The sequence below is a fragment of the Clostridium sp. DFI.1.208 genome, from assembly GCF_024463855.1.
Lineage (GTDB): Bacteria > Bacillota_I > Bacilli_A > Erysipelotrichales > Erysipelotrichaceae > Clostridium_AQ.
In genome coordinates this window covers 14,860-27,163 of sequence record NZ_JANGCA010000051.1, presented here as the reverse complement: position 1 = coordinate 27,163, position 12,304 = coordinate 14,860, and the positions used below count along the sequence as shown (strand labels likewise).

Below are 12,304 nucleotides of genomic sequence, written 5' to 3'. Positions count from 1 at the left end.
TCATTTTTGGCATAATAAATGGCAGAAACGTCGACTATTTTTGGGTTTATGAAGTACGTTTCTGCCACAGATATTCTATCAGATTTTAAAAAGACTGTCGACAGTCACTTTGTCAACAGTCTGAGACGCAAGCCTCAACTTGCGTCTTTCTTTATCCTGAATAATAAAAGCAGAATAGATAGCAATATTCCAGCATTAACGAACTATGTAACAAAAGGATTTATTCACTATCAGGATATCACAGTGTTGCAAGGACTATTCCAAAGCAAGGAACATCTCAAACAGCTTCCTGCCATATGCTGTGCCGCACCATAAATCCTGCAGCTTCTGATGTACCCTATCGTCTGTAAGCCCTTCTTTTTCAGCCTCAGTATTTACAATTTCCCGAATAACCGAAAGTCCATCACGAATATCAATATCTAAAGCAATCAATTCTACAAGCGGACAGATAAAGCGTTCACTAAGTGTCATTTTATTCCATAGACTGCGTGCAACCGTATGCAGCTCTCTTGGAATTTGCGGATTGGAAAGTCGTTTTCGATAAAGCTGAAACCATTGCTTACTTTCTTTGAAGCCTATTCCATATTTACTCTCCAAAAGCTGCATCAAGAGACAAATATACGGGTGTAGACTATTCTGAATTTCTTCATCCATCGCTGCTTCATATAAATAGGTATGATTTTTATCTAGGGCAAGAAACGCCATTGCATCTGCATAGGTATTTAGCAAATAACGCTTTCGATAGAAGTGGGAGCGAATATTTGATATCGACGGTATACAGGCAATTCCTGTATCTTCTATTACTGCAGCATCAACACTGCACTCATGAAAGGATTCACTTGTTATTTCCATGATAGATGCTCCTGTTGCACAAATGCGGTCTACAATCGTATCCGGTACACGAATTGCAGAAAGGTTTTCCCTCTGGCATTTATTTGTTGCACAATCTGTAAGCAAAGAATGAAAGTAAGCGCCGACGCCCTCCACATTTTCACAGCACAGAACCATACGCTGTGTATTCCTTTCCGTTCCCCATGCCTTGGATAGAACTTTAGCGACATGAATCAGATTTTCTCTGCGGACAGATGTGGTTACTATATCGCAGATATGTAAATATGCAAGAAGCACCTTTTCATCTGTCACAGGCGACACGATATCGTCTATTTTGATTGTATGCAGTCTCTGTTGTTCATCATCTGAAACATCCAGTGTGTAGGCTTTTGTAGCTCTCATCCCGTCAATCAGCTGCACATTGGTATCCGCAAGCACGATGCGGCAGCCGCTTTCATACAACATAGGTACGACCAGACCTCTTCCTAATGCACCAGCACCGAAATGGACAACCAGCTTCCCCTGTTTCATGGACGATACTCCTTCCATTGCTCTTCGGCCTCCTGTGGATGCGTTACAAAGCGGAAGAGATCCGGATTATTTTCATATTGCGTATAGATTGGTATACCCTGCTGCAGGTGAAATTCCGGATATGCACTTGCTTTCAGAATCTCCAAATGTGCAGGATGATATTTTGGATTCTGCACAAAGGTGATAATACCATCCTTTACTTTTGGAAAGAATGCTACTCCCTTATGTGCACGAACCTGCACATAATCGAATCCATAATCACGGACACACCATGCACCAAACAGCATGGCTCTGGAAGGATCTGCATTGATAGTACAATGTGCCCAACCAGGCGGTACAATCACGACGTCTCCGGTTTTTGCATGAACTGCAAAGCAACGCCCCGGATCATCCTCAGCATACTCCTGCATATAGATATAGGCCTCTCCTGCCCAGATTTCATATACCTCGCAGGTAGAGGCATTACATGACACCGAAACTGCATGGATATGCCCCTGTGAGCGAATAGGCTCCTCTCCAATTATTCCCTTCTCAAAAATCATTGCACCATACAGTAAATTTCGATTAATCAAATCCTGTACATGCTTCTTTTTTGCCACATCCATCGCAACTGCATATACAATGGAAGGGCCATCTGCATTCGGATCACGCAAGCTTACACGGATTTCATCCAGCCTACGCTTCTCTGTAAGTGGACCTGTTGTGTCTTCACCATATATAAATTCTAGTTTATCTAAATCTGCAGATAGATTCATTCCTGTATTCAATTTCATGATCATATCCTCCTATGCATGCATACCTGCTTTCATTACGGCGATTGGTTTCTCCTGTGATACACCGTACAGTTTCATTACTATTTTTCATATCCTGTCATATGCTGCTGTATATCCTTCAATCTCATGTTTGACATTCCTTACTGGTTTATGAAAAACCTGTGGCATGCCGCCTATGCTAAGCCTACAGGTTTCATCGTTATAAATAAATCGCAATTTTGCTGTGATGGCGGCCATCCAATGCCTGTTCAAATGCTGTCTGTGCTGCTTCAATCGGATAGCTGCCTGTTATGATGTCGCACACATGCAGGCGCTGTTCCCGAAATAGCTTCAAAAGCTTGGGATAGGTGTTTGTATAGCGGTAAGAGCCTATGATGCGAAGCCCCTGATATACAATTTCCTTAAAGCTAATATCCAATGGATGATCACTAACACCGATTTCCAGAAGTACGGCTCCCAATATACTGTGCTGTAGAAACCGTTTCACTACCTTACTGTTTCCTGTTGTATCGATAATATGGGTAAATGGCTTCATAAGCTGCAAATCATACGTATCTCCTATCAGAAACTGTTCCTTTTTCATATGAAGGCGCTCTCCCATATCCCGCTTGCTCTCATAAATATCCACAAGATGAACGTTCACCTCAGGATACAACACCTGCATCAGTACTCCCATAAGCAGACCAATGGATCCAGCTCCTAAAATCACAAGCCTGCTGTCCTTGTGAAAGTCCAATTTATCTATTGCACTGTATGCAACAGATAATGGTTCCAGCAGTGCACCTTCTTCAAATGACATGGAATTCTCCAATTTGTAAACGGAGCCTTGTGGCCATTTCACATATTGCTTTAATGCTCCGCTGATTCCCTTACTAGCCATGAATTTCAGTGATTCACAGAAGTTATAATCCCCTCTGATGCAGGCATGGCAATGCCCGCAATAGCTCTGAGGCTCCACTGCTACACCATCTCCCTTTTGAATAGAGGCTACAGCAGTACCGGTTTCTTTTACGATTCCAGCCATCTCATGCCCCAGAATCAGTGGATACTGTAAATGATGCGGCAGCTTCTCAGCCTGAAAGTAGCTGAGGTCTGATCCGCAGATGGTAACAGCCTTTACTTCAATAAGCACCTCATTTGCACGCAGGGAGAGATCTTCCTCTATATCCGAAATGGCGAGCACACCCTGCTGTTTTAATAACGCCTGTTTCATAATATCTCCTTCTCCTAGTGTATGCAGGCATAGCTTTATTGTTATGTTGCTAAATACTTCAAGAATTTTATACCTTATCCGCCAAATCCAAACAACTGACCTGCTTTAACAAATAACCATAGAAGGATATTTCCTCCTTCATCCCAATTGGTAAACATTGCGCCGTTCGCGATCTGATCAGTGAATAATCCTGTCATGCTGCAAAGATCCGTACATATTCCCGCAAGAGATGAAGCAATCAAGGTAGCTGGTATGATCCACAATGTTGCACAAATTACCGTATGAATGATATTTCCTTTCGTATAAGGCACCATACCGCCAATCCAGTAAGGAAGAGCAGCAAGTGATGCGACCGGCAGGAAGTTACAGCCCGGAATAACCGCTGCAATCATTACAGAAATCGGATACATCAGAATCACTGTTGACATTACAGAAGGATCCCCCAGCAGGATAGCAGGGTCTACAGCGATATACAATTCTCTGCCCGGAAATTTCTCACGCATGAATTTAGACAATGCATTTGAAATAGGAATGATGCCTTCTGCAATAATGGACAACATTCTTGGCAAAATTACCAGCACTGCCGCAAGCTTGATAGCTAACTGCGCCGTATTGATAAAATCAAATCCTGCAACGATTCCCATAATGGTACCCATCAATGCACCAATGACAGACATTTCCCCAAAAATTCCGAATTTTTCTTTAATTTGTTCTGAAGATGCCTTAATATCGCGAAGTCCAGGTATCTTGTTGATTACCCACATACATCCCTGTGCCCAGGATGCTGTAAAGGTACCGGAGGTCGCAACTACAGAAATACCTTCCAAACCGTTAAACTCCTGTATTTTCTTAGCGTGATAATCCGCAAGCTTCATATTGATGACAAGCAAAATCAAGCCACTGGCAATGCCGATATAAATATTACCTGTAAATGCCCACATCATGCCGGCAACGAACTCACCATGCCAGATATTCCACATATCTACCCACAGTGTCTTCGTCCATTTTAAAACGACCATGATAAAATTGACTGCAATAATACCCAAAATCACCCAAACAACACCCGGCCACGCCCATGCCGCACTGACATTTCCATAGCCGATATCAATTACATTCAAACTCAGCCCCAGATTATTTACAAGTGCCTCCGTAACAGGTGTCATTGCTGCGACTGAATAATCAACAATCAACCCCAGTCCGACAAGTCCGACCCCCATATACAAGGCACTGCGCAGACTTTTACTTAAGCCGCCCTTAAACACCATACATAGTGTAAACATGATGAATGGCACAAACACACTGCTGCCTAAGGCGAAGAACCAGTCAAAAAAATCCTGTAGCATTTCCATAATTTTTCCTCACTTTCTTTATTTAATTCTCTTTCAGAATATCTGCCACTTTTTCCACAACACGTTCCTGTCCATCCTCATCCCCGGTCAGAAACGATATAGCATTGATAACCGGAAAATCATATTTCTGCCGGATATTCATAGAGGCGACAAGTACGGTAATACGATCAGCATAACGTCCGATATCATCCAGTCTTCCTACCTTGATTTCCACATCTGTAATACCTCTTTTCCTCAATCCCTGTTCGACTCCCTGACTGGCGATGACAGAAGTTAATGTTCCTGCACCGCATACAACCAGTACCAATGGTTTACTGTTCATGCTGTTCTTCTCCTTCCAATCGTTTTCTAACGATTTTTTCAATATCTGTTTCCTGCTCTGCCTGCATCAATTCCTCGATGAATACTTCATCCTGACACATGAGGATGATTTTGCTCAGCATTTCCATATGTGTATGCGCCTGACTTAAAGCAAGCAGCAGTACGACATCCACATCCACCAGCTCATCACATGCATCCATGCGGTGAAATGAAACTCTGTTCTTCAAAGTGGCAATTCCGATACACGGAGCTTTAACATACTGCGGTTCTGTATGTGGTATAGCGATATTGTGTTTCCCTATCAGCAGACCGGTAGGATATTTCTGTTCCCGTTTCATTACTGCTTCCTGAAAATCTGCTTCTACAAGATTTCGCTTTCTCATCCTTTTACTAAGCTCCAATATGATATCTTCCTTTCGGAATGCCTCATAATGCGGCAAAATGCATTCCCTGACGATTTGTATTTCCTGATCCAACAGCTTCACCTCCCATCGCTTTTATCCTTCACCCATAAAATAGCAAAAACCGTGCCAACTATTTGGACGGTTTTGTGCGAGTGGTTAGTAACCTTATGATTTCCTGTGGCTTATTACATGCTGAAAGTGACTGTATCAGCATGGAATCACTGCATATAGAGAATAATTCATGGGTATATGCAATACTCTCTTCTTTTAATGCTGGCATTAAAATTATATTTGTTTCAAAGTTATCCTCCCATAAAATTGCATCCTGCAAGGTCAAAATAGCAATGGCAGGTTTTGTGACATGTTCTGTAAAGCCGTGTGGTATAGCCGCCTTTCCCATAATGGTTGCTCCCATAGCCTCTCGTTTATATACATCCAGCAAATACTCCTGTGACACATATTCCTTTTTTACCAGAAGCTCTACCAGCTTCTCCAGAATATCATTTTTACATAAAGCATCCTGTACATGGCAGAGGATAATATCTTCATCAAGAAGCTCCTGCAGGCAACTAACAGCTTTCTTAGACTGCTGATAATCTTTTATGATATCCAGCAGATCCTGCTGTGCAATCCCATTGATAATATCACTTGTTGAGAAAAATGGAATTCGATGATAGTCAATCTGAAAGTTTCCCAGTATCGCAAGAATATGATAACTGCGTGCAAGGTGATCCAATTCAAATTCGATTCCATTTTCACTCATGACTCCTAGTGTCAGTATACGAATTGTCAAGTCATGCTCCTGCAGCAGTTTTTGAATTTTTGACTGAATGAGAACTGCACTGCCCTTGCCGGTCAGACAAATAGAAACAATCACTGTTTCCTTTTCCTCCAGCTCCAGATTGCCGTGGAAATTTATTTCTTTTTCCATATTCAATGCCTGTTCCAATTCATCAAGCGTTGTTTCTTCCAAAATTGCTCTGCGAATCGCCTCTATAACCATTACAGTATCTACACGGGAGATCGTGCGGGTGTCTATTCCTGTACGCTGCGTAATAATCTGTCCGAATGTTACCAGTGAACCCATATCGGTGAGGATCAGACACCCTCTTCCTTCATCAAGCTGCTCTACTGCATGCTGCGTTCGCTGCAGGGCATGACTACTTGGTTCATCCAAGGCACAGCGAAGTCCAACTGCAAAATTTACATTTAGCAGTTGATTGGCAACCTCCACCATTTCGATGCCGACATTGCCATGCGTCAAAACAATAATACCGATTTTCCTGCAGCTTTCCTCTTTCTTCTTTTTGGTAAAGGTTCTAAGATACATCGCGATAAATGCTATCTCATCCTCTGGCATATCAATCATAAAATCTTCATGATACTGCATACACATTTTACGTGCTGTCGCAAATTCCAGAGGATACTCTTTTTTTATTTTTTCAAGCTGTGGATTTATGATGCGTTTCCCGCATTTCATACGTTCACAGCTGGCGCTCACATGCAGACAAAGCGGAGAAAGAATATTGGGACTGATGTCCTGCATGCTCATTCTGGCAATATCAACCGATTTCTGTACAGATTGGATAATACGGTTTCCTACCACCTCTTCTAGATTTTTTCGATCAACCTGCTGATATTTAATTTTATTAAACAGGTTATCCATTTCTGTATCAAGCTCTTTACCGAGAATCTGGTACACTTCATTTTCTGTACATCCCTCTTTTAAAAGAAGATCATATTTCTCTTCTATAAACTGATAGATGTTCGGCCCTATATGCGAAACCTGTTCCTTATGTCGTGTGCAGGATACAAACAGGTCACTTTCACAGAGCTTGCGAGAATCTCGTGATGCTGTGTTAAGAGAGAGATTTCCAACATGCGGAGGCAAATCATCCAGTGCTATAATCAGTCGCTTATCACCATATGTAATATGCTTCAAGAAGCTTCGGGCGCAGGCCACCTGTATATCACTTCGTAGCTGCCCAATATTCCCTGGACAGGGATAATTCAGCAAAAGCATCAGTGCATCCTTTTCCAAAATAATATTTTGCTGTATACGCAGAGCTTCTTGAAACAGGAAGGTTTTAATAATCATAAGTCGTTCTAAAAGCGGGCGCTCGCTCAATGATGGAAGATCAATCAGCATAGGAATTCTTCGACGAAAGGTTGTTAGAAGATAGGAATCCAAATCCTCCGTAGTGGCAGCAATGATAAGAAGTTTTGCTGTTCTTGTACTACCTGTTTCTCCCAGTTTTCGATACATGCCCTTATCAATTAAATAAAACAGCATCTCCTGACCTTCGCTTGGCAGACGATGTACCTCATCCAGAAACAGGATACCTCCATCGGCTTTTTCCACAAGCCCTGATTTCTCACGATCTGCCCCTGTAAAGGCCCCCTTCACATAGCCGAATAGCTGTGATAGTAAAAGCTCTGAATTATCTGCATAATCCGCACAGTTAAATATCACCAGCGGACTTTCTTTCTGTATGGTACCCACATGGATAGCGAAGTGATACATGGCTTCTGCCAACTGGCTTTTTCCAACACCGCTTGGACCATGGATCAGCGTATGAAGACCTCTTGGTGGATAAAGAACAGCAGCCTGTGCCTGCGATATCTGACGCTTCATACTTCCATCATATCCAATCAGCTGTTCAAAATCACGATCTGGATCCATGTGAATCCGCTCCTCTTTATTCTCTTTTGGCTGCAGCTCATCGCGAACTGATCTTGTTATAAAACGGGATATTTGATATCCTCGTTCATTCAGTATAGCCGTCAGCTTTCGATCTGATATTTTTTCATTGCCTCGCAATATTGCTTTCACCTCGGGAAGTAATATCTGTCTTCTTCTCTCCCGGGAATCAAAAATCCCCTGTTCCTGACGCAGAAGTGTCACTTCCTCACGACTCATATTGCAAAGCTCAGCAATCTGCTCATCCGTATATGGATTTTTCCTATCCTCTTTTTCAATCAATTCCTTTATCGTGTAATTCATTATAATCTCCCTCTATTCTGTTTCCCCTTTCATTCCCCTTACTTTTATACATATTACGTGTTTCCTTTGTATTATACAACGGATATTATACAAAATATAGTACCAATACAACAATCCATGAGATAGAAAACTGTATATGGCATACCACCGTTCCATCTTTTAAATTTATCATTAAACATTTTACTTTTATGGAATTCAACGTTTTGTGCTAAGCTTTCTTCATAATTAAATATCGTGGTTGTCGTGAAGCCGTTAAAGCCATTATAAAAAGATCTGATTGCCATTATGACACATCAGACCTTTTTCATCAGATTGTTTTTGTATTTTTCCAGAATACCGGCAGCATCATCACCGCGGTAAAAAACAGAATAGCCGCAATTTCTATCGTATAGCGAAATTCATGGATTCCCAAAAACAGCAGAAGCAAAACAAGACATAGAGCCAAAGAAAGCTTCAGATGTAATTGCTGCTTCCTACGTTCCAGCATCGTCTTATAGCTAAGACAAGGACCGAAATAAATGAAAATACCAAGTCCGGCAGGAAGAAAGACCAGCAGACTGTATATATTCAGATACTCCACACAGAGTAAAACCAGCAGATAGATAATCATTGTTATCAAATAACAACGTCCATATGTTTTTGCATGATAGCCGCCAGTATAGCGTTTCAGGAACAGCAGCATACACAAATACAGCACCGTTTCCCAGAAGAACTGCAGGAAGTATCCCAGCACGAGCATACTGACAATCTGTATTCCCTGTGTTAGAAGAAGCTCAACTGCAAAGCGGATAATATCAACCTCATCCTCTTCAATCAAACCTCGTTTAGCAAGAAATATGCTCAGCCTTCTACTTATTGTTTCCATGCTTCTGTGATTTCACAGATTCCTTTTTATAGGAAAAAGGCTTTGGCGTGTAATGCCCTACGATAGAAGCATTATTTTCATTACGTACTGCATAATTGATTAGTTTTTTCTTGATATTAAATTTCATAAGTTTACCACCCTTTCTTATTTTGGAAGAGGCATCAGACAGTGTACACTTACCGTATGGCTTTCTTCATCATAATCATATTTCACCATACCTTCATATTGAGCAGCAATACGCTCAATAATTTTCATTCCATACCCATGTCCAGTTCCTTTTCTGGAATGAAAATCTGGTGCTTGTGCAGTAGAATTGATAACCTCAATAATCAGAGAATCGTTATGTATCATTAACTTTATGTCCACTTTTTTATGTTCACTACCTCTAGCGGCATCAATGGCATTATCCAGCATATTGAATACAAGAGCACACATATCCTTGTCCTCAATACCTATTTCATCATTCACAAACGCGCTTACTTCAAATTGAATATCACTATTTGAATTTATTTTCGTATTTAAGCACGCATCCAGAAACATATTACCTGTCTTAATACGTTGTCCCAGCTCATCTACATCTTTTCTTACACGATCCAGATAATTCAGAAAATCACGGTCATGATGAATACTTTCCAGTATCTCAATATGATTTCTCATATCGTGCCGAAGCTCTCTGTTTTTCTCCTGTTCCTCTTGTAAATCATGCATATACTGATTCTGTATATTTCTAGAAAGCTCCGTCAGTTCAATTTCATTCTTCTCCTGAGCAAGCTGCCAGAAACGAACAAAGATAAAGTCTACAGTAAATGTCTGAACCACAAGCATCAGAAATACAAGGAATATCGTGATATCCTTTGGGTAAACCTCCAGCTCTTTCATATACATGATAAGCACAATCATAGAAAAAATCTGTAGAAAAACAAAAGGCATCAGCTGCTTTTTTGTAAGAACCACAAAAAACTTCCGATATAAGTAAACCGGTATTTGAAATACAAGCATTGCACAGCCATTAGCAAATACAATAGATACAAAACGAAGCATTCCCGGTACGAATGTTGCATCAAAGGCTCCGTTAAATAAATGAATATGAACATTCATGAATATATCAATAAATGTAATAAAGGAAATTGTATAAAACATCAAGTAAAATAAATTGAGAAGCTTAAATTTTTTACATAATGCACATACATATAGATAATCCGGTATAATAGAAAACATATTTGATAGCATAAATAATATGTTTGAAACATCAATACTATTCGTCAAAATCATGTTTATAAAGCTATACACAATCATCAGAAAAATAGTTCGTGCATTCCATCGCACATTACTGTTCACGCGTTTAATTGAATAGGTAATACCATAAATATACATAAAACAATACACATATTCCATAATTTCATTCATAACATCACTCTTTTCCTGCACAACTATTATATAAGAAGTCCGGTATGATGTCATGTAAAATTTAATTTTTCTATTTCTCTTAATTGAGGTACCTTTTCCTTCCCCCTTCCTACCGATATTATACTACAATATAACGGATTTTCGGTATAATAATTGCATGAATGGCAGTTTTTAGGCATTTAATGGTCACTGTAATATCTCTTGATATTTATAGTGTTTCAGTAAATGATAATTCACACCTCATTTATTTCTTTCACCTATCGTATTTTTCTAGAATCATGCTCGTATAATTCCTATCTGCAAGATTATAATTATGCAATGGTGATATTATCTTTTTTCTATATCGCATATCCTAAAGTCGTTTGAAAAAACATACATATGAGTTCTCTGAAAAAGCAGACGATTTTTTATTTGAATCATCTGCTTTTTATTACCACTAGCACATGAATTGAATGAAGAAATAAGCTGTGGAACTTCTATCATTCATAACCCACATATGCCTTATGCTCTTTACTCCTATGAATTTAATTACTTATTATTCAAGCCTGATGCAGCTCGTTCAAAATAACAGACTGTAATTCTTTTTCCACTCCCAGCATTTTCATGGCTTCATCTGCACTGAGGTTACTGAACTGCATCAGATTCTGTACATGCTGAACTGTTGTATTCACTTTTCCCTGTTCAAGCCCCTGTTCAAGCCCCTGTTCAAGCCCCTTTTTGATTCCTCTTTCTTCTATAAAATCGCTAAAGTTGCACATTTCCATGACCTCGCTTTCTGTCTCCCTCTTCATCATTATACCATACTCTTTTTCTAATCGTTCCTTCTTTTTTCCCATCGAAAAGTCTTTTATGAACAGTACCTTCAACAGCTCCAGCAGCTTCTGCTCAAACGTTTTCACAGGCTTCTGTGCTTCCCTGTCTTCCTTTCCTTTCTGAAATGCTTCCACCTGCGGATATACCATGACCGCTGTCATGATATCAAAGTGATTTCTTGGCGCATGCCATATCCTCGTATGACAGCTTTCCTGTATAGTATATGAATTTATAACATCATTCTTTTGCTTCGCATGACCGATGCAGATCCATATGGAATAGACCTTTTTTATTTCTCCATACTTTGAATTCGCAAATCCAAGCTCTGCATTTTTCTGCTTTGCCACCAGTCTGCTGCTGTAATACAGCGCACGCTTAATCAGCGGATACCCTGGATTATCCTTTGCCTGACTCTCCAGATTGATGATCAGGCAGAGCTTCTCCTTGTCCGATGATCTCTTTTCTTCGCTTCCTTCAGCTTTATGTTTGCACGGCAAAGCTGCCTCAAACTGAATATCATATTTGATCTGTGATCCCGGTATGGCTTCATCCACGACCTCAATGCTTTTCTCATCGATCATTTCACTTTCTGTCGCTGACAATTCAATATAAGCTGGAATTTCCTCCAGTGGTGTATCCTCATATTCCGGTATGCAGCCCTTCATGACATAGGCAAGGATCTGCTTATTTGATAAAATTCTCTTACAATACTCATCGTACACTTTTTTATTTTCATTTTTTGTAATAGCAGAAGCAATTCTTGTAGTCTCACGCATAATCATATCCCTTCTTT

General features: G+C 40.2%; 11 protein-coding genes. All 11 read right to left on the bottom strand.

Annotated features, from left to right (window positions below; genetic code table 11):
• Window positions 1-255: 255 nt before the first annotated feature.
• The 11 genes from NE665_RS19235 to NE665_RS19185 all read right to left on the bottom strand — a co-directional run bounded on the left by NE665_RS19235 (window position 256) and on the right by NE665_RS19185 (window position 12,287).
• Window positions 256-1,380, bottom strand: a complete 1,125-nt coding sequence (locus tag NE665_RS19235) for a mannitol dehydrogenase (RefSeq protein WP_117443305.1) — start codon at window positions 1,378-1,380, stop codon at window positions 256-258.
• Window positions 1,359-2,135, bottom strand: coding sequence for a glucose-6-phosphate isomerase family protein (locus NE665_RS19230; protein WP_117443306.1), 777 nt, complete (start codon window positions 2,133-2,135; stop codon window positions 1,359-1,361). The genes NE665_RS19235 and NE665_RS19230 overlap by 22 nt, the downstream gene beginning before the upstream one ends.
• A gap of 199 nt (window positions 2,136-2,334) precedes the next feature.
• Entirely contained in the window at window positions 2,335-3,348 is a 1,014-nt protein-coding gene (locus NE665_RS19225; RefSeq protein WP_117443307.1) for an alcohol dehydrogenase catalytic domain-containing protein, read from the bottom strand.
• Between the two features lie 74 nt (window positions 3,349-3,422).
• Window positions 3,423-4,697, bottom strand: a complete 1,275-nt coding sequence (locus NE665_RS19220; RefSeq protein WP_117443308.1) for a PTS transporter subunit IIC — start codon at window positions 4,695-4,697, stop codon at window positions 3,423-3,425.
• A gap of 22 nt (window positions 4,698-4,719) precedes the next feature.
• Window positions 4,720-5,019: a PTS sucrose transporter subunit IIABC gene (locus tag NE665_RS19215; RefSeq protein WP_117443309.1), complete on the bottom strand. Its 300-nt coding sequence runs from the start codon at window positions 5,017-5,019 to the stop codon at window positions 4,720-4,722.
• On the bottom strand, window positions 5,009-5,494 hold the full coding sequence (locus NE665_RS19210) for a PTS sugar transporter subunit IIA (protein WP_117443310.1): 486 nt from the start codon (window positions 5,492-5,494) through the stop codon (window positions 5,009-5,011). Before NE665_RS19210 ends, NE665_RS19215 begins: the two co-directional genes overlap by 11 nt.
• A gap of 58 nt (window positions 5,495-5,552) precedes the next feature.
• Window positions 5,553-8,426 carry a sigma 54-interacting transcriptional regulator gene (locus NE665_RS19205; protein WP_117443311.1) on the bottom strand — a complete coding sequence of 958 codons (2,874 nt, stop codon included), beginning with the start codon at window positions 8,424-8,426 and terminating at the stop codon, window positions 5,553-5,555.
• A 307-nt stretch (window positions 8,427-8,733) separates the two neighbouring features.
• On the bottom strand, window positions 8,734-9,291 hold the full coding sequence (locus NE665_RS19200; RefSeq protein ID WP_117443312.1) for an accessory gene regulator B family protein: 558 nt from the start codon (window positions 9,289-9,291) through the stop codon (window positions 8,734-8,736).
• Window positions 9,275-9,418, bottom strand: coding sequence for a hypothetical protein (locus tag NE665_RS19195; RefSeq protein ID WP_181968915.1), 144 nt, complete (start codon window positions 9,416-9,418; stop codon window positions 9,275-9,277). Before NE665_RS19195 ends, NE665_RS19200 begins: the two co-directional genes overlap by 17 nt.
• 17 nt (window positions 9,419-9,435) lie before the next feature.
• Window positions 9,436-10,245, bottom strand: a complete 810-nt coding sequence (locus tag NE665_RS19190; protein WP_256302602.1) for a GHKL domain-containing protein — start codon at window positions 10,243-10,245, stop codon at window positions 9,436-9,438.
• A 992-nt stretch (window positions 10,246-11,237) separates the two neighbouring features.
• Window positions 11,238-12,287, bottom strand: coding sequence for a hypothetical protein (locus NE665_RS19185; RefSeq protein ID WP_256302601.1), 1,050 nt, complete (start codon window positions 12,285-12,287; stop codon window positions 11,238-11,240).
• Window positions 12,288-12,304 lie beyond the last annotated feature (17 nt).

Bases quoted from the DNA above. Each gene is read 5' to 3' on its own strand.
- NE665_RS19235 (WP_117443305.1), bottom strand. From the start codon at position 1,380: ATGGAAGGAGTATCGTCCATGAAACAGGGGAAGCTGGTTGTCCATTTC.
- NE665_RS19220 (WP_117443308.1), bottom strand. From the start codon at position 4,697: ATGGAAATGCTACAGGATTTTTTTGACTGGTTCTTCGCCTTAGGCAGC.
- NE665_RS19225 (WP_117443307.1), bottom strand. From the start codon at position 3,348: ATGAAACAGGCGTTATTAAAACAGCAGGGTGTGCTCGCCATTTCGGAT.
- NE665_RS19230 (WP_117443306.1), bottom strand. From the start codon at position 2,135: ATGAAATTGAATACAGGAATGAATCTATCTGCAGATTTAGATAAACTA.
- NE665_RS19200 (WP_117443312.1), bottom strand. From the start codon at position 9,291: ATGGAAACAATAAGTAGAAGGCTGAGCATATTTCTTGCTAAACGAGGT.
- NE665_RS19215 (WP_117443309.1), bottom strand. From the start codon at position 5,019: ATGAACAGTAAACCATTGGTACTGGTTGTATGCGGTGCAGGAACATTA.
- NE665_RS19185 (WP_256302601.1), bottom strand. From the start codon at position 12,287: ATGCGTGAGACTACAAGAATTGCTTCTGCTATTACAAAAAATGAAAAT.
- NE665_RS19195 (WP_181968915.1), bottom strand. From the start codon at position 9,418: ATGAAATTTAATATCAAGAAAAAACTAATCAATTATGCAGTACGTAAT.
- NE665_RS19205 (WP_117443311.1), bottom strand. From the start codon at position 8,426: ATGAATTACACGATAAAGGAATTGATTGAAAAAGAGGATAGGAAAAAT.